Source organism: Cognataquiflexum aquatile (assembly GCF_003316845.1).
GTDB classification, from domain to species: Bacteria; Bacteroidota; Bacteroidia; order Cytophagales; family Cyclobacteriaceae; genus Cognataquiflexum; species Cognataquiflexum aquatile.
In genome coordinates this window covers 373,454-391,341 of the sequence record NZ_QMIK01000004.1, presented here as the reverse complement: position 1 = coordinate 391,341, position 17,888 = coordinate 373,454, and the positions used below count along the sequence as shown (strand labels likewise).

Sequence of the window (17,888 nt, the reverse complement as noted above, 5' to 3'; positions counted from 1 at the left end):
GCAAATTGACTTAAAATGAATGAGTTGCAGTGTTTTTTTTGAAATTTTAAAAAAGTGTTTTTTTGCATTTCAGAAAAACTCTTTTGCAAGTTAATCCGGAATTTTGGACTTGTCCAGACTCTGATAAAATTGCCGTTAGGCAACTACTTTGGATTATGAAATCCAAATCTTGTATATTCGTGGTCGCAATCAACCTTAAGTAATTTATGCTTAGAATTCTTTTTACTCTTTTATTAAACGTTTCTTTTATAGGACTTCTCAGTGCCCAAGGCTCTCGAGACCATATATCCGGTGGATTTGGTTGGGGAATGATATATGCCGAAAACGCCGGTATTTATAAGTTTATGGAGTTCAAATTAGAACCGGCATTTACGGTTGCGTACAGCAAAGAAATCTCAGACAAGTTTGATATCAAAGCCTCGGTTGGTGGCCAGGTTTTGAATAGCGGTGAATTTAGACCCTTAAATAACCCTATCATCATCGAATGGGGAGATAACGGACAGGCCTACTATTTCAAAGGGATGAGTTACTTTTTTGATGTGATGCCGGTGTTAAACCTGAACCCAAACACCTCTGGAGTCGGCGAACCGGTTAACTTCTATGTAGGCCTTGGTCTCGGCGCCATGTATTCAGAAAGGGCGCAAAGAGTCATGCGCGACGGCGTTCTCGAAAACGGGATTTATATTCAGGGTTTTGTCGAAAGATCAAACCAATCCACCACCGTCGCCTATGTTCCGGTAAAATTTGGAATGGTTTCTAATTTCGAATATGAGTGGGATATCGGTCTGGAATTATCGGCCATGTTTCTCATGAGTTCTGAAATAGACGGAAACAACATGCAAAACAAGCTAATCTATCCTGATGTCATGGGTAATTTTCAATTCTTCATAAGAAGGTATATCAACAGGTAGTCCTAAAAAGTCTAAAACAATAAAAGCCATTGGGAATTTCTACCCAATGGCTTTTTTGCTTACTATTTTATTCAATTTCCTGAAAGCTCATACTTGAGGGTTTTTCCTTTTTCGACAGCAGGCAAACCTTCTGTCATCCAAAGCGGTGCCGGGGCTCCTTTCAGATAGTAGTCAAAGAATTGGGCCATACGGATGGAAAGGTCTTTCCTGTTTTTCCTCAACCTCAGGTTATGGTCTTCCCCGTTGTATTGAAGCAACCAAGCCGGCTTATTCAGTCTTTTCAATGCCATAAACATTTCTATTCCCTGATACCATGGAACAGAACCGTCATCATCGTTGTGCATAATCAGGACTGGCGTATTTACCCTATCCATCGTAAATAGCGGTGAATTCTCAATATAATAAAGAGGCTTGTCCCAAAGTGTCCCTCCTATTCTTGATTGGGTTTGCTCGTATTGAAACATCCTGCTCATTCCGGTACCCCACCTGATGCCACCATATGCCGAAGTCATGTTCACAACAGGAGCTCCCGCGCCTGCGGCTTTGAACATATTGGTCCTTGTGATCAAATAGGCAACTTGGTAACCTCCCCAAGATTGGCCTTGTATAGCCATATTCGAGGCATCCACGAATCCTCTTGACACCAAAGCCTGAACGCCCGGTATGATGCAATTATAAGCGCTTGGTCCCGGTAAGCCCAAGTCATACTTGATATCCGGCACAAAAACCAAGTAATCATTACTCACAAAATAAGGGATGTTGATCGTCGACGCACTTGGAGCGGGGGCTCTATAGGAGTGCAATCCGTCAGAATTCCTTTCATAGAAATAAACCAACATGGGATACTTTTTATTCGGATCAAAGTTTTCCGGTTTGAAAAGAAGGCCCTGTAACGGAACACCGTCATTTGCGAGGTAATTGACCAATTCAACCGATCCCCATTTTACCTGACTTTGCTGTGGATTTGCTATGGATACCCTTTCCATCGACTTGAGATTCAAATCCGTGGCGTAGATGTCAGAATATTCCTGAAATGTAGATCTTCTAACAAGCATTTTGTCTGAATTCTCTGCCTTGGTCAAGCCTGAATACCGGTGGTCTGTAAAAACAATGGATTGTGGAATAGTTGCACCGGAAATTTCTCCTATGAAAAACCCATTCTTCTTATTCAATTCATTAAAAGCATTCAATATCAAGGGCTGTGATGGGTCTATACTTTCTTCTTCATTGTCCAGCTTTTCCCTCCTAAATACAATTTGCTGCTTCTTTCCTTCGCCTTTTGTCACATTCACCGGAGCTGACTTTCCTGTGGGATCTATTTTCCAGATATCATACCTGTCATATACCAAAAAGGCCAAATCCCCTTTGGTCCATCCTGCGGCACCATTGCTTGAAGGAAGTGCAGGTGAATCATGCAGCTCATCATAAAAAATGCTCTCAATATCCTGTGTCAGGTTCTTGAAGGTTTTTGATTTGATATCATAGGAAACCCAAGAACTGTCCCGCTCGTCATACCAAAAGACATATTTCCCTTCAGGAGATAATTGTGGATTGTCAGGGACATCTTTTCGAATGAGGTTTTTTGAACCCGTTGTCAAGTCTACCAAATACAAATCTCTTCCTATCTGAATATCCCAACTGTAATTTCTACGGTAAGGACTTGCGTCAAAACCAAGCCCGAATTGATTTTTGACTTTTTTGTCCACATCGATCTGGGATACTGATTCATCTCCAATCTGGGTGATGACCTTGGATTTCAAATTGAAAACAGTGAGAAAAGATTTATTCTCTTCCCTGCTTTTATTCTTCAATTGCATGGGCTGAATCTCTGCATCCTGCCATCCCCAAATGTCAAGACTTACCCTTTCCTCATCCAAAATGGTCGAATCGTCTTCATATTGATATGCGATATAATCCGGAGAGGTCCCAAAAAACAACCGGTTTTCGTCATTTGAAAAAAACAAACGTCCATTTTTACTTACCATGCCATTGATCCCTGCAGTGCCTTTGGAGGCTACCTTCTGGTTTTTTCCTTTGTTGATATCAAATAGGAAAAGGTCAAAATAGGGCTTTTTGGATTTGGCAGAATCCTCTGTGGCCAAAAAAGCCAACAGCTTATTTTCAGGAGAAAAAACCATAGAAATATAGTCGGTCTTTCCTTCATCAATGGTTTTTGTTTCTCCTGTTTTGAGATTTAAAAGGAAAATACCTGCATTCTTCAAAGTGTCTTCGGTTGCTTTTGTATAGTACAAAAAGTCTCCCTTCTCAGAAAAGCCAAATGATTTTACCCTATCAAATTCAAAAATTTGGGTTCCTGTCAGCTCTTTGACCATAAGCTTGGAACCGTCGGTTTTCTTTGGTTTTTCAGGTTTTGGTTCGTTGACTTTTGTAGAATCACCGTTTTCCTTCTTCTCCCCTTTTTTTGGCAAATCCTTCTCAAAATGAACTGCCATCCAATTTCCTTCCTTTCCTGGAAGAGAATAGGACTTCACCCTCGCTAATTTCTCCAATTCTCCGGTAGTCAGGTTCATGATAAAAACACTGTCCTTTGGCATATCGTCCGCTTTTTTCTTTTTCAACTTGAGAGAACGGACCGTGTCAGCCTGTGGAATGATTTTTCCTATGGCAAATTGGCTGTTGTTTGAAAATGTCCATTGACTGACTCTGGGAATAAGAAATCGCTGATCCGGATTTTGATGGGAGGCAATTTCGAGTCTACCGTCGCCTTCTTGGGGATTGACTGTATAACCAATCCATTGTCCGGATTTTGAGATTTTTTCTGAAGAAACAGTTTCCCATCCATCATAATCCTGATGGGTCAAGGCTCTTTTTTCTTGGGCTGCCGCAAAAGTGCTTATGCAGAATAAAAGTATTATGAGGTGAAGTTTGATTAGGTTTTTCATTTTAATCTGACTTTTGATTTGCTTCAAATAAAATCAAGAACAAGTAAGGATTCTTTAAGTTTTATTTTAACGGATTTTTGATGTTATAAAAAAAGCCACAAATCACATGGTAAAGAGGAAAAACCCCCTTTAATACCAATGATTTGTGGCAAACAAAAGAAATAATATTACCTCCTAGTTTCCTAAGGTGAATTCCCTCTCGATATAACCTCCCCTTGTAGAAAGAAATTTTAGCTTCCCTTTGACAGGTTCCTTTTGGTTCACTTTTACCTTGAAGACTGCTTCTTTGGTCTCTCCTACCTCAGTATAACCTGTGTAAATGGTTTTTTCATACAATTCCGGTGTAGTGATCTGTACTTTCGCATTTTCAAAACCTTTGGTAAGTTCTTTGTCAAACTCCAACATCAAACGATCCTCTTGTACGATTTTTACCCTTTTTGCCTGATCCAATGCCACAGGAAGTTTCCCGGAATTAGTCCAAGTAACTTTGATTTCATACTGATCACCGGATTTGGTGATATTGACATTTTTGATTTCGATCTGAGGCAAGTCCTTTGCCATGGCAAGGTTAAATAAAGACTGTTTTTTGATCCAGCTTTCTAACTGCCAAGGAGGCCCGTTTTGGCCAAAAAATTTCGGATGCGATCCACCAATTTCGACTTCACCAAGCTGCGGGTGGTTGAATTTTTCCCAATTCTTAAAACCTTTTGAACCATTCTCTTCATCATCCCATCGCATGCCATCGTAATCATCCCGCTGTCCATCACCGTCATAATCCTTCATGGCACCGTTATTCCATAGCTCATCACCATACCAAACTGCACCATAATAGAAATATCCAAAGTCAGGTCCATGTCCAAATAATGGGCTTGGCTTCAAAGGATCTCCTGTAAGCCTATTGACTTTTCCCCTTGTACTATATGTCTCATATACATCACCTGCCCAAGGATATCCTGTAATTGTCATTCCGAGGCTGTCATAATATTCATAGATCAACCTGTCTTTCAAAAACATGGACTCCGCACTAGAAGAAGTGGAAGGCGGCCTCAAGTGCATAGGAACTCTGGTATCCAATGAATTGACAACCGAAATATTCGGATGCGAAAGCAACCAAAGTACTGTTGAGCGGGTTTCGATTTCGCTTAGCGGATATTCACCCGCGCCAAATTGGGTATACCCTCTCCCTGTTTCATCACCACCTGTATCAGGTCTCCAGTTTTCGGGATAGTTTCGATGGAGGTCCAATCCACCGATTCCATCTTCATTGTATTTGCCATCACCATCATTATCAATGCCTTCTGAATACATCAGGTAGTCACCTTTACCTTCAAACACCCTCTTCATCAAACGCCCTTTTGGATCCCTAGGATCAATGATGAGGTTTGCTTCTTCCTTTTCCTTATCGGTAACTGCTTTTTTTCTAATCATGTGAATGATGCCATCTCCGTTAAGGTCCTCATTTGGATCTTCATCAAGTAAACCATCTCTATCCGTATCATGCGGGCGGACAGTACTTCTGTTTTGTTGTTCAGTAAAAAGGTACATGCTGGTCCCATCAGGATTATTTTGAGGCCTGACATAGACTGTTTTGGTGTCAATCAGTTTGGTGATTTCAGGATCTTTGCCATAGTTTTCCAATAATTGCTGGGTCAACCAAAAAACTGCTTCACTTGCTGTAACTTCTCCGCCGTGTCTGCCTCCTTCAAAGTAAGCAGCAGGCTTATCTGTATGTTTTCCAGTTTTTTTGTTGGTAATGGTCATTTGGAGAATCGGCCTCCCTTCGTAGGATTTTGCCACCTCGTAGAGTTCGGTGATTTCAGGATACTTTTCTGCCCATAATTTATACCAGTGATACATCACATCAGGTGTATGGTAAATATCAAAAGTCAGTTTTTCTCCCGGGGCATATTGCACTTCGGGAAACTCATGTTTCTTGAAAAAAGATTGACCGTGTCTTTCCCCGGAAACTGTATAAAATTTTGACTTTTTATCTTGCTCAGGCCATTTCTTATCCGGAGACAGAGATACTTCCTGTGCTATGGCAAAGCTTGTGAAAGCAAGCAGGCCAATAGCTACCATGAGTATGTTTTTTTTCATTTCTGTTTGAGTTGATGATTAGGATAAAATTAGGATATGACGACCCCCCTTCCTAACCGCTCAAAAAAAATCCCTGCCAATTCTTTGGCAGGGAAAATCATTCTGAAGAGTTAATCAAAACAAATATCAATAAGCCATTATCAATTCAAAATCCATGGATTCATAAGAATTGAATCCGGGAACAGGTATTGCATCAGGCATTTTTCTTATCACATGGGCAAGTCTTTCCTTCAAACCTTTATCGGCTGATTCATTCAGGATTTTATAACCTATCACTTTTCCAAATTCATTTATTGAAATCACAACCCTCAATTCATCTATTGCAGAGGCGCTTTTCTTTGTCCTAAAAATGAATGGAGCATATCCATCAAGCAAGGCAAATGTCTCTTCTGACCAAAACCACGGTGCATAGTCCGAACCAAATCCATCTACCGGATCAAGAACATCAATTATCAAATCACTCGTTAAACCAGAATTTTGATCTCCTGAAGAAACGCCTACAAAAGGTTTCAAAGAAACGAGCGCCTTTTCGTTCTCTTTGGTAGCGTTTTTAATTTCTTTTTCATTTTCTATTTCAGAAAAAACCGATTTGGCCTGAACACGTGATCCAACAAGTGAAACACTTACGAATAATGCGAGGATGAATGAAAGTCTGTACATATGCGAGATATTTTTTTCAAATATACAGTAAAATATTTTTCATATGCAAATTTTTGCATTTTAAATTTTTTAAAGGGCACAAAAAAGTCTTGCCATTAGCAAGACCCTTTTCAGAATATAAACCCAAATATAACTTTAGAGATTAAAAGTTTCCATTTAAAAAATGCCTGAAACAAAGTAAAACTTAAATTTTCAAACATTTATTTGACCAAAAGAAGCAAATACCAAATATTATATAACTTCAAGTCGAACGCACCAAAGTAACTTCATTTTACCGAATTTTACAAATTGAAAAATTTATTTTGCAATTTTTTAACTATTTCATAATTTGTGGGCACATATATTAACATAGCCTCAAATTAACCCAAAAAAAATGGACAAAATTTTAGATATTGACAATGTTGATCTTAAGATTATTTCATTGTTGAATGACGATGCCAAGACCCCATATACAGAAATTGCCAAAAAAGTTTATGTTTCTTCCGGTACTGTACACGTAAGGATGAGAAAACTCGAAGACATGGGAATCGTGAAAAGTGCCACACTCAATATTGATTTTTCAAAACTAGGGTATGACATTTCAGCCTTTCTTGGAATTTACCTTGAAAAAAGTTCTCTCTACGATACTGTAATCGGAAGATTAAAGGAAATTTCAGAAGTAATCAACGCTTATTACACCACAGGAAACTACAGCATTTTTGCAAAAATTATCTGCAAAGACACCAATCACCTCAGAACAGTTTTGGATAAAATCCAAAAAGTCGATGGGATAGACAGAACAGAAACCTTGATTGTCTTGGAAGAAAGTATCAATAGGCCCATTCAGTTTTTTGAAAAATAAGTGCTAAAACACCCAAAAAAATGATATTCCTCATATAAATTGATTATTTAGATTAAATCCATTTTAATAAAAATTATAACTTAAACAAGATATACTTTGCTTTTTATCATATAGCTGAGAAGGTAAATCTCAGCTATATTCATTTTTAAATAGTTGAATTTCTGAGAAATAAGCTCACTATTCAGCTTGAATGATCAATTTTTCCTATTGATTTGAACATTATATTTTGGTTTAATGTTGTATCTTCGCCTTACAAACTATAATTAGTCTAAATTACTCAAACAAATGAGCAAGGACAATAAGATATTAGAAGAATTAACCTCCAAAGACTACGAACACGGCTGGTCGGTCAATCTAGAAGCAGATGAAGCTCCAATTGGTTTAAATGAAGATATCATTCGTTGGATTTCTGCAAAAAAGGAAGAACCGGAATGGCTTCTCGAATGGAGGTTAAAAGCTTTTAATAATTGGTTGACAATGACCGAACCGGTATGGGCCAATGTGCATTATCCCAAAATCGATCTTCAGGGACTCAGATATTATTCTGCACCTAAAAAAAGTAACAAGCCAAAAAGCCTGGATGAAATTGATCCTGAACTTCTTCAAATCTATGAAAGGCTCGGAATCAATCTCAACGAACAAAAAAGACTTCAGGGAATTGCTGTAGATGCGGTATTGGATTCGGTTTCGGTGGGAACGACTTTTAAAGAAACGTTATCCAAATTGGGAATTATTTTTTGTTCATTCAGCGAAGCTGTCCATGAACATCCCGAACTGGTCAAAAAATATTTGGGATCAGTAGTCCCAATGACTGACAATTATTATGCAGCACTCAATTCCGCGGTTTTTTCTGATGGATCCTTTTGTTACATCCCTACCGGTGTCAGATGCCCGATGGAGCTTTCTACTTATTTTAGAATCAATGCTGCCAATACAGGACAATTTGAAAGAACTTTGATCATTGCAGATGAGGGTTCTTACGTCTCTTATTTGGAAGGATGTACTGCCCCACAAAGAGATGAGAATCAACTTCACGCCGCCGTTGTAGAAATATATGCTGCCAAAAATGCAGAAGTGAAATATTCCACAGTCCAAAACTGGTATCCCGGTGACAAATCAGGAAAAGGTGGTATCTACAATTTTGTAACCAAAAGAGGAATCTGCGCAGGCGACCATTCTAAGATATCATGGACGCAAGTCGAGACCGGTTCCGCAGTGACATGGAAATATCCTTCCTGCATCTTAAAAGGTGACTACTCGATCGGTGAATTCTATTCCGTAGCTGTCACCAATAATTACCAACAGGCTGATACGGGAACCAAAATGATCCATATCGGTAAAAACACAAGGTCAAGGATTGTTTCAAAAGGTATTTCTGCAGGAAGATCACAAAATTCTTACAGAGGTCAGGTTCAGGTAATGAAAAGGGCTTCCAATGCAAGGAATTTTTCCCAGTGTGACTCTTTATTAATGGGTGACCGGTGTGGCGCACACACTTTCCCCTATATAGACATCCAAAATCCTACAGCCAAAGTCGAGCACGAAGCCACTACTTCCAAAATCGGTGAGGACCAATTGTTTTACTGTAACCAAAGGGGAATCAGTACTGAAGATGCAGTTGCCCTTATCGTAAACGGCTATGCAAAAGAGGTACTGAACCAACTTCCGATGGAATTTGCGGTGGAAGCACAAAAGCTTTTGGCCTTAACGTTGGAAGGAAGTGTTGGGTAAAAGATTTCGAATTTCTAATTTCTAATATCAAATCAATTATGTTATCAATTAAGAATTTACATGCCTCCATCGAAGGCACTCCTATATTAAGAGGTATCAACCTAGAAGTAAAAGCAGGTGAAGTTCACGCCATCATGGGGCCAAATGGCTCAGGAAAGTCAACTTTGGCCTCCGTTTTGGCAGGCAGAGAAGAATATGAGGTGACTGAAGGTGAAGTTGTATTTCAGGGAAAAGACCTTTTGGAATTGGCACCTGAAGACAGGGCTAGAGAAGGTGTTTTCTTGGCGTTCCAATATCCAGTAGAAATCCCCGGTGTGAGCACAACAAATTTTTTGAGAACTGCTGTCAATCAGGTTCGTGAGTACAGAGGCTTGCCTGCCTTGGATGCCGTCAAGTTTCTTTCTGTGATGAAAGAAAAAATGAAATTGGTTGAAATAGATCAAAAACTTTTGAGCCGTTCATTGAATGAAGGATTTTCGGGAGGAGAAAAAAAGAGAAATGAAATATTCCAAATGGCAATGTTGGAACCAACGCTTTCCATTTTGGATGAGACGGACTCAGGTCTCGATATCGATGCCTTGAGAATAGTTTCCAATGGGGTAAACAAATTGAAATCTGATAAAACAGCCACTATTGTAGTCACCCACTACCAGAGACTGTTGGATTACATAGTCCCTGATTATGTCCATGTTCTGTATAATGGAAGAATCGTAAAATCAGGAACCAAGGAATTGGCAATGGAATTAGAAGAAAAAGGGTACGATTGGATCAAAGAAGAAGTGAATGCCGCTTCCGTATAATTCCGGTTTTTACCAAAAATCTTTTAAAATCAATGACGACAACTACAAAAAATAACACACTTGACTCGATATTAAGTCAGGTTTCAAGCGGATCTTCTTTCTCAGATCTGAGAAAATCAAGCAGGGATTTTCTTGAAAAAAACGGCCTTCCGGCTATAAAAGAAGAAGAATACAAATTCACCGCCATTACCAAAAAACTTGAGAATTCAATTTCTGATTTTTCCTTTGCCAAAAAAGCAAGTTTAAATAATGAAATCATCCAATCCCATATGTTCGGAGGATTCGAGGGTGACCTTCTGGTTTTTAACAATGGCTTTTTTGAAAAAGAATTATCCACCATATCAAACAATGGGTATACACTTTCATTGATAAGCGATGCCAAACCCGAGTTGTTAGGGAAAATCGCAGCTACTGAAAAAGACCCATTTGTGGCGTTAAACAATATTTCTTTTGGGGATGGAATTTATCTGAAAGTTTCAAAAAACCAAAAAGTTGAAAAACCGATCCTTTTCCTTTTCCTTAATCAATCGAATGACGGACAGGTAATCAATTCTAGAATTTTGATTGAAGTTGAAGACAATGCAGAGGTTACCTTTTTGGAGGACAGTGTCTCTTTGGATGGCAAAACCTATTTCAGCAACATGGTGACTGAAATCAAAGTCGGACAAAATTCCCAAGTTCACTACAACAGACTTCAAAACGAAAGTAAAAACGCCATTACAGTCAATAACACTGAAACAGATATTCACAGAGATGCTGTCTTCACTTCTGTGGTAATTTCACTTTCAGGAGATATGGTTAGGAATAACCTGAGCTTGAATCTTCTTGATTCGGGATGCGAAGGAAACATGTATGGTCTGTATCTTTTGAATGGTAAAACCCACGTAGATAACCACACCAATGTGGACCACACCAAGCCACATGCCCAATCCAATGAATTGTACAAAGGGGTTTTGGCTGATAGTTCAAGAGGGGTTTTCAATGGTAAAATTTTCGTAAGGCAAGATGCCCAAAAGACAAATGCCTTCCAGCAAAATAACAATATCCTATTGTCCGAAGACGCGATTGTCAATACCAAGCCGCAATTGGAAATCTGGGCGGATGATGTCAAATGCTCCCATGGCTGCACTACGGGCCAATTGGATGAAGAAGCTTTATTCTATTTACGAGCCAGAGGTTTGGGAAAAGAACAAGCAAGAGGAATGTTGTTGTATGCTTTTACAGGCGAAGTGATGGACCATATCTCCGATGAGGCATTTCAAAATCATATTGTAAATATCGTCCAAAACCGCCTAGGTAGTAACTTTTAAGAAAAAGTCATGCCATTGAACATTGAAGAAATCAGAGCGACTTTTCCTGTCCTCCATCAGGAGGTTAATGGCAAACCTTTGATTTATTTTGACAATGCCGCGACTACCCAAAAACCACAATCGGTGCTTGATGCGCTTACAGGTTATTATCAGAATGACAACTCCAATATCCACAGAGGTGCTCATACCCTGGCAGACCGCGCGACAAGACATTATGAAGAGACAAGAGAAGGGGTAAAGAATTTTATAAATGCCAATGAAAGTGCGGAAGTAATTTTTACAAAAGGCACTACAGAAAGCATCAATTTGGTTGCTTCTTCTTACGGTAGAAAATTTATCACCAAAGGTGATGAAATCATTATTTCTACCCTTGAGCATCACTCCAACATCGTGCCTTGGCAAATGCTCTGCGAAGAAAAAGAAGCTGTCCTTAAAGTCATTCCCATCAATGACAAAGGGGAAATTCTTTTGGATGAATTTGAAAACATGCTTTCGGACAAGACGAAATTTGTAAGTATCGTCCATGTCTCCAATGCATTGGGCACAATAAATCCCGTAAAAGAAATCATTAAAAAAGCGCATCAAGTTGGAGCAAAAGTACTTTTGGACGGTGCCCAATCTACCAATCACCTGGATATAGATGTTCAGGATTTGGATTGTGATTTCCTGGCCTTTTCAGCACACAAACTTTACGGACCGACAGGGCTTGGGATTTTATATGGTAAAAGAAGTCTGCTTGAAATAATGCCTCCATATCAAGGAGGGGGAGAAATGATCAAAGAAGTCACTTTTGCCAAAACAACCTACAATGAAATCCCATTCAAATTCGAGGCGGGAACGCCAAATATTGCCGATGTAATTGCGTTCCAGAAGGCGCTTGATTTTATTTCCATTATTGGAAAATCAAACATCAAAAAGCATGAAGATGAATTGCTAGACCATGCAAACGAAACTTTTGGACAGATCAAAGGATTCGTCCCCGTAGGTACAGCAGCAGAAAAAGTAAGTGTGGTATCATTTAACATTAACGGGATGCATCCTTTTGATGTCGGGGTGATGCTCGATGCAAATGGAATCGCAGTCAGGACCGGGCATCATTGTACCCAACCCCTGATGCAGAGATTGGGCCTGGAAGGAACTGTCAGGGCATCATTTTCTGTTTACAATACCAAATCAGAAATTGACCAAATGGCGGTAAGCTTAGCCAAAATAGCCAAAATCAAAAATAAATGAGTAGCATTCAGGACATACAGGACGAAATTATCGAAGAATTCTCGATTCTCGGAGATGACAAAGAATCTACCATCTATTATATTATGGAATTGGGCGGTCAATTACCCCAATTTCCAGAAGAAGAACGAGTAGAAGAAAACATCATCAAAGGATGCCAATCTAAAGTATGGCTCACAACCAGAGAGGAAGGAGAAAGGATTCAGTACTTGGCAGATTCCAACACAGATATTACCAAAGGACTCATCAGCTTATTGATCAGGGTACTCTCAGGAAGAACTCCTCAGGAAATCCTCAAAGCAGATCTTAACTTTATTGATAAAATCGGCATGGGAAATATCATCGGTTCCCAAAGGTCAAATGGCCTTTCCGCGATGATCAAGCAAATGAAATTATACGCATTGGCTTATCAGGCCAAGCAAAATGTATAAATGATATGTCAGAAACCACAGAAGAGATAAAGGAAATACCTTCGCAAGAACTTAAGGAAAAAGTTATCAATGCCATCAAGCAAGTGTATGATCCTGAGATTCCTGTAGATGTGTACGAATTGGGTTTGATTTATGAAATCAGCGTGTACCCTGTCAACAATGTATACATCATGATGACACTTACATCTCCCAATTGCCCATCCGCCGAATTTATTCCTTCAGAGGTGAAAAATAAAATCCAACAGATACAGGGTATCAACCACGTCGAGTTGGAATTGACTTTTGACCCTCCTTATTCACAGGACATGATGTCTGAAGCTGCAAAACTTGAATTAGGTTTTCTTTAAAAATAAAAAATTAAAAAAATATGTACCCAGAGGAATTAATTGCTCCCATGCGTTCTGAACTGACCAATGCTGGTTTTCAGGAATTCAGAACAGCCGAAGAAGTGGAAAACCATTTGAAAGACCACAAAGGAACCACTTTCATTGTCATCAACTCTGTTTGCGGATGTGCAGCCGGTGCTGCAAGACCCGGAGTTAGGTTGGCTTTGGATCAAAGTGACATCAAACCGGACGTTCTTGCAACTGTTTTTGCCGGAAATGATGCCGCTGCGGTCGCAAAAGTCCGTCAACATCATTTACCATATCCTCCCTCCTCACCTGCCATGGCATTGTTCAAAGATGGTGAATTGGTGCACTTCATTGAAAGACACCACATCGAAGGAAGAAACGCAAAAATGATCGGTGAACACCTTGTTGAGGTTTTCGAACACTTCTGTAAATAAAATTAGCCCTTCGGGGCTTTTTTTTTGCAAAAAAAACAGAAGCTTCTTTAGCTTAGGGAAAAATATTAATTTGGAAATACGATATTTGAACAATAATAATTATGTATTTGAATGAAATAAATCAAGAATCATTTTTAATTTTTGATTTTCATAATAGAAACAATAAAATAATTTCATAATCTTTAATCCGCTACTAATGTAATTAAACATGTAAAAAATACACGTTTTTACTAACTTAAGCGCAGCTAAAGAAGTTAAACACTTTGATACGATAAACAGAAAAAATAAAAACAATACTTATGTCCGAAACCGTTAAGTTTTCATATGGAGGAAAAGATTTTGAACTCCCAATTATTGAAGGAACTGAGAATGAAAAAGCTATAGACATAGCCAAACTGAGGGCTCAGACCGGATTGATAACAATAGACCCAGGATTCAAAAACACAGGTTCAACCACAAGTTCAATCACCTTTTTGGACGGTGAACTTGGTGTCCTAAGGTATAGAGGATATAATATTGAAGAACTTGCCGAAAAGTCAACCTTCCTGGAAGTAGCCTACCTATTGATATATGGCGATCTTCCTACACAAAGCCAATACGAAAAGTTTACAAGGGAGATTACTACCCACACTTTGGTCCATGAAGACATCAAGAAAATCCTTGATGGGTTCCCGTCCAACTCTCACCCAATGGGCGTTCTTTCTTCTTTAATCTGCTCTTTGACAGCATTCTATCCGGAATCCTTGGATCCAACTAGAAACGAAGATGCAGTAAATCTGAGCATCATTAGGTTATTGGCCAAAATGCCAACCTTTGCAGCTTGGGCTTTTAAAAATGAAGTGGGACATCCGGTAAACTATCCTGATAACAGCTTAGATTATTGCTCCAACTTCTTGAAAATGATGTTCGCATTGCCGGCTGAAAAATATGATGTTGATCCAATTGTTTCCAAAGCACTTGATCAGCTTCTGATACTCCACGCTGACCATGAGCAAAACTGCTCTACATCAACTGTCAGAATTGTTGGTTCTTCACAGGCTAGTATCTACGCTTCCATCTCTGCAGGTATCAATGCACTTTGGGGCCCGCTTCACGGTGGTGCCAATCAAGCTGTCATTGAAATGCTGGAAGCAATCAAAGCAGATGGTGGAGATACCAAAAAATTCCTCGACAAAGCAAAAGACAAAAACGATCCTTTCAGATTGATGGGATTTGGTCACAGGGTTTATAAAAACTTTGATCCAAGAGCAAAAATCATCAAAAAAGCAGCTGATGACGTCCTTGCAAAATTAGGAGTTAAAGATCCTGTTTTGGAAATCGCCAAAGAACTTGAATATGCAGCCCTTAACGATCAGTATTTCGTAGAAAGAAACCTGTATCCAAATGTGGATTTTTACTCAGGCATTATATACAGAGCTTTGGGTATCCCTACAGATATGTTTACAGTGCTGTTTGCCATGGGACGTCTACCGGGATGGATTGCGCAGTGGAAAGAAATGAGACACAACGGCGAACCAATCGGAAGACCACGTCAAATCTACACCGGTGCTGTGGATAGGCATTATGTTTCTATGAACAAAAGAGGCTAAGTAAAATTTATCGAATATTTTAAGCTCCAACTTCAAGAATAAAAACTTGGGTTTGGAGCTTTTTTTATTATTACATATCCATATTTAAAATTGGATTGATTCCCAAAACCAAAAACCAATCACGATTCTTTTATATATTTGGAAACTGAAAATCAAAATCAAGTTTACATATGGAAGCAAATACCCTAGAATCAGCTGTCGCATTGACAAAAAAATTTACAAGCAAGCCTTCAAATGAAGAGTTATTAAAACTTTACAGCCTTTATAAGCAAGCAACGGAAGGCGACAATAATGAAGAAAGACCCGGTGGATTTGATTTTGTAGCAGCTGCAAAATATAATTCCTGGTTGGCAATAAAAGGAAAATCAAAAGAAGATGCCTCCTCAGAATACATTAATTTAGTCAATCACCTTGCAACAAAGTATATGTAATGGGCATAGAAAACGCCCAAAACAGAATAAAAAATTAAAAAACTCCCATTTTTTTTAAAGATATTCTAAAAACTTTCAAGACAACCTTGCAAGACAATAAATTTTATCTTACCTTTGCACCCGAATTAATTATATAACATTTTTCTAACCGTGGGTTTCCTTACTGTCGCTTGACTTGGGTTGCTTCAAAGAAAATCATGGTCTAGAAGAAGTAAGGAAACATTTCATGGAAAAAGAATTAACATTCTCAGACCTTGGGATTTCAGAAGAAATCCTCAAGGCGGTGGAAGATATGGGTTATACCCAACCTTCTACCATTCAATCACAATCTATCCCTTTCTTATTGGATGGAAAAGACGTCATCGGACAAGCCCAGACGGGAACCGGCAAGACTGCATCTTTTGGTATTCCGATAATCGACAAGGTTGATGCGAGCATCAAAAAACCACAAGCTTTGATCCTTTGCCCTACACGTGAACTTGCTGTTCAGGTGGAAGGCGAAATCGTAAAACTTGCCAAGTACAAAAGAGGGATTTCCTCAACTTGTATCTATGGTGGTGATTCGATGGACAGACAGGTAAGAGACCTCAAAAGAGGTGTTCAAATCGTGGTCGGTACTCCGGGTAGAATCATGGACCATATGGACCGTGGTACATTAAAATTAGAAAACGTCGGTATCATCGTATTGGATGAGGCTGATGAGATGCTTGACATGGGCTTCAGAGATGATATCGAAAACATCCTAAGCGAATGTCCTGAGGAAAGACAAACCATCTTCTTCTCTGCGACTATGCCTAAGCCAATCATGGACTTGACAAGAAAATATCAGAAAAATCCTGAGATTGTCAAGGTCCTCAGAAAAGAACTCACTGTTGAGAATGTATCTCAGGTGTATTACGAGGTAAAGCCTGCACTTAAAATTGAATTGATGACCAGGCTGATCAGCTTGAATCAATTTACCTTGGGTATCGTGTTCTGTAATACCAAAAGAGTAACCGACGAAGTTACCGAAGAACTCTTGGCCAGAGGCATCGCAGCTGAAGCCCTTCACGGTGACCTTTCACAGGGTCAGAGGACAAAGGTGATGAATAAATTCAGAAAGGGACAGGTAGCTATCTTGGTGGCAACTGACGTCGCTGCAAGAGGAATTGACGTGGACAACGTTGAGGTTGTTTTCAACTTTGACCTTCCTTTGGATGAGGACAATTATGTCCACAGAATAGGAAGAACAGGCCGTGCCGGTAAATCAGGTGCAGCTATAAGTTTTGTTACAGGAAGAAAAGACATGTTTAGGGTGAAGGATTTGGAAAAATTCATCAAGACTTCCATCACTAAAATGGCCCCACCTTCTGTCGCTGATTTGGTTGAGTTGAAGAAAACACAATTGATCAAAGATGTCTATAGACAATTGAACAAAACTGAGGACAACAGCTTCTACGAAGATACAATCGGACAAATGCTTACCGAAGGTTTGACAATGGAGCAGATTGTTTTAGGTCTTGCAAAAATCCAAATGGCTGACGCCGTCCACGAAATGGAAGATCAAAACTTTGACCTTGACCTTGGAAGAGGTGGAGAAAGAAGTGGAGATAGAGGAGCAAGAAGGTCTGAAGGAAGGGATTTTGGAAGAGGCAGAGAAAGAGACAGAGATTCAGGACGTAGCGGAAGCAGAGAGCGTGGTGGAAGATTCGAAAGAAGTGATAGAGGGGATAGACCTGAAAGAGCAGAAAGAGGAGATAGACCTGAAAGAACAGAAAGAAGTGATCGACCTGAAAGAACAGAAAGAAGTGATCGACCTGACAGGTTCGAAAGAAGTGAAAGATCTTCTGATCGTGGTCCTGCAAGGGAAAAAGGAGTTAGAGAGCCTGGAATGGCCCGTTTGTTCCTAAACCTTGGCAAGAAAGACAGAATCAGACCAAATGACATCGTTGGAGCAATCGCAGGTGAAACCGGAGTACCGGGCAGAAGCATTGGCGGCATCGATATCTTTGACAACTTCTCTTTCGTAGATGTACCTTCCAAAGATGCAGAACATGTAATCAAAGTGATGAAAAACAATACCATCAAAGGAATTACAGTAAATATGGAAATTTCAAAGGCTTAATTGTTACAAAACAATAAGTCAATCATTGAAAGCGCAGTCTCCCGGAGATTGCGCTTTTTTTTT

At 39.4% G+C, this 17,888-nt stretch carries 15 protein-coding genes; 12 read left to right on the top strand and 3 right to left on the bottom strand.

All coding sequences use genetic code 11. The annotated features are described in order from the left end of the window. Positions 1-206: 206 nt before the first annotated feature. Complete coding sequence (locus DQW11_RS13260) at positions 207-911, top strand: hypothetical protein (RefSeq protein WP_157966112.1); 705 nt, start codon at positions 207-209, stop codon at positions 909-911. Positions 912-982: 71 nt separating this feature from the next. On the opposite strand, the gene DQW11_RS13255 is transcribed toward DQW11_RS13260, so the two are convergent. From DQW11_RS13255 to DQW11_RS13245, 3 genes are all read right to left on the bottom strand, one after another. Further along, positions 983-3,814, bottom strand: coding sequence for a S9 family peptidase (locus DQW11_RS13255; RefSeq protein WP_113924549.1), 2,832 nt, complete (start codon positions 3,812-3,814; stop codon positions 983-985). Positions 3,815-3,988: 174 nt separating this feature from the next. Continuing rightward, positions 3,989-5,911: a M14 family metallopeptidase gene (locus tag DQW11_RS13250; protein WP_113924548.1), complete on the bottom strand. Its 1,923-nt coding sequence runs from the start codon at positions 5,909-5,911 to the stop codon at positions 3,989-3,991. Between the two features lie 126 nt (positions 5,912-6,037). Then, positions 6,038-6,571 (bottom strand): hypothetical protein, encoded by a 534-nt coding sequence (locus DQW11_RS13245; RefSeq protein WP_113924547.1) that lies wholly within the window; start codon positions 6,569-6,571, stop codon positions 6,038-6,040. 373 nt (positions 6,572-6,944) lie between these two features. Here DQW11_RS13245 and DQW11_RS13240 point away from each other — a divergent pair, with 373 nt between their 5' ends. From DQW11_RS13240 to DQW11_RS13190, 11 genes are all read left to right on the top strand, one after another. Then, positions 6,945-7,412 (top strand): Lrp/AsnC ligand binding domain-containing protein, encoded by a 468-nt coding sequence (locus tag DQW11_RS13240; protein ID WP_113924546.1) that lies wholly within the window; start codon positions 6,945-6,947, stop codon positions 7,410-7,412. Between the two features lie 285 nt (positions 7,413-7,697). After that, the gene (gene sufB / locus DQW11_RS13235) at positions 7,698-9,143 is read left to right on the top strand and encodes a Fe-S cluster assembly protein SufB (protein WP_113924545.1); all 1,446 of its coding nucleotides are present in this window, start codon (positions 7,698-7,700) and stop codon (positions 9,141-9,143) included. A 38-nt stretch (positions 9,144-9,181) separates the two neighbouring features. Then, the gene (gene sufC / locus DQW11_RS13230) at positions 9,182-9,943 is read left to right on the top strand and encodes a Fe-S cluster assembly ATPase SufC (RefSeq protein WP_113924544.1); all 762 of its coding nucleotides are present in this window, start codon (positions 9,182-9,184) and stop codon (positions 9,941-9,943) included. A gap of 32 nt (positions 9,944-9,975) precedes the next feature. Continuing rightward, on the top strand, positions 9,976-11,253 hold the full coding sequence (gene sufD / locus DQW11_RS13225) for a Fe-S cluster assembly protein SufD (RefSeq protein WP_113924543.1): 1,278 nt from the start codon (positions 9,976-9,978) through the stop codon (positions 11,251-11,253). A 9-nt stretch (positions 11,254-11,262) separates the two neighbouring features. After that, positions 11,263-12,486: a SufS family cysteine desulfurase gene (locus tag DQW11_RS13220; protein ID WP_113924542.1), complete on the top strand. Its 1,224-nt coding sequence runs from the start codon at positions 11,263-11,265 to the stop codon at positions 12,484-12,486. Beyond that, positions 12,483-12,914 carry a SufE family protein gene (locus tag DQW11_RS13215; RefSeq protein ID WP_113924541.1) on the top strand — a complete coding sequence of 144 codons (432 nt, stop codon included), beginning with the start codon at positions 12,483-12,485 and terminating at the stop codon, positions 12,912-12,914. Before DQW11_RS13220 ends, DQW11_RS13215 begins: the two co-directional genes overlap by 4 nt. Positions 12,915-12,919: 5 nt before the next feature. Then, positions 12,920-13,261 carry a DUF59 domain-containing protein gene (locus DQW11_RS13210; protein WP_113924540.1) on the top strand — a complete coding sequence of 114 codons (342 nt, stop codon included), beginning with the start codon at positions 12,920-12,922 and terminating at the stop codon, positions 13,259-13,261. A 20-nt stretch (positions 13,262-13,281) separates the two neighbouring features. Next, entirely contained in the window at positions 13,282-13,701 is a 420-nt protein-coding gene (locus DQW11_RS13205; RefSeq protein ID WP_113924539.1) for a BrxA/BrxB family bacilliredoxin, read from the top strand. Between the two features lie 299 nt (positions 13,702-14,000). Then, complete coding sequence (locus DQW11_RS13200; RefSeq protein ID WP_113924538.1) at positions 14,001-15,290, top strand: citrate synthase; 1,290 nt, start codon at positions 14,001-14,003, stop codon at positions 15,288-15,290. Between the two features lie 170 nt (positions 15,291-15,460). After that, the gene (locus DQW11_RS13195) at positions 15,461-15,721 is read left to right on the top strand and encodes an acyl-CoA-binding protein (RefSeq protein WP_113924537.1); all 261 of its coding nucleotides are present in this window, start codon (positions 15,461-15,463) and stop codon (positions 15,719-15,721) included. A gap of 226 nt (positions 15,722-15,947) precedes the next feature. Beyond that, positions 15,948-17,825 (top strand): DEAD/DEAH box helicase, encoded by a 1,878-nt coding sequence (locus DQW11_RS13190; RefSeq protein WP_113924922.1) that lies wholly within the window; start codon positions 15,948-15,950, stop codon positions 17,823-17,825. Positions 17,826-17,888: the final 63 nt, after the last annotated feature.

Bases quoted from the DNA above. Each gene is read 5' to 3' on its own strand.
- DQW11_RS13260 (WP_157966112.1), top strand. From the start codon at position 207: ATGCTTAGAATTCTTTTTACTCTTTTATTAAACGTTTCTTTTATAGGA.
- DQW11_RS13255 (WP_113924549.1), bottom strand. From the start codon at position 3,814: ATGAAAAACCTAATCAAACTTCACCTCATAATACTTTTATTCTGCATA.
- DQW11_RS13250 (WP_113924548.1), bottom strand. From the start codon at position 5,911: ATGAAAAAAAACATACTCATGGTAGCTATTGGCCTGCTTGCTTTCACA.
- DQW11_RS13245 (WP_113924547.1), bottom strand. From the start codon at position 6,571: ATGTACAGACTTTCATTCATCCTCGCATTATTCGTAAGTGTTTCACTT.
- DQW11_RS13240 (WP_113924546.1), top strand. From the start codon at position 6,945: ATGGACAAAATTTTAGATATTGACAATGTTGATCTTAAGATTATTTCA.
- sufB (WP_113924545.1), top strand. From the start codon at position 7,698: ATGAGCAAGGACAATAAGATATTAGAAGAATTAACCTCCAAAGACTAC.
- sufC (WP_113924544.1), top strand. From the start codon at position 9,182: ATGTTATCAATTAAGAATTTACATGCCTCCATCGAAGGCACTCCTATA.
- sufD (WP_113924543.1), top strand. From the start codon at position 9,976: ATGACGACAACTACAAAAAATAACACACTTGACTCGATATTAAGTCAG.
- DQW11_RS13220 (WP_113924542.1), top strand. From the start codon at position 11,263: ATGCCATTGAACATTGAAGAAATCAGAGCGACTTTTCCTGTCCTCCAT.
- DQW11_RS13215 (WP_113924541.1), top strand. From the start codon at position 12,483: ATGAGTAGCATTCAGGACATACAGGACGAAATTATCGAAGAATTCTCG.
- DQW11_RS13210 (WP_113924540.1), top strand. From the start codon at position 12,920: ATGTCAGAAACCACAGAAGAGATAAAGGAAATACCTTCGCAAGAACTT.
- DQW11_RS13205 (WP_113924539.1), top strand. From the start codon at position 13,282: ATGTACCCAGAGGAATTAATTGCTCCCATGCGTTCTGAACTGACCAAT.
- DQW11_RS13200 (WP_113924538.1), top strand. From the start codon at position 14,001: ATGTCCGAAACCGTTAAGTTTTCATATGGAGGAAAAGATTTTGAACTC.
- DQW11_RS13195 (WP_113924537.1), top strand. From the start codon at position 15,461: ATGGAAGCAAATACCCTAGAATCAGCTGTCGCATTGACAAAAAAATTT.
- DQW11_RS13190 (WP_113924922.1), top strand. From the start codon at position 15,948: ATGGAAAAAGAATTAACATTCTCAGACCTTGGGATTTCAGAAGAAATC.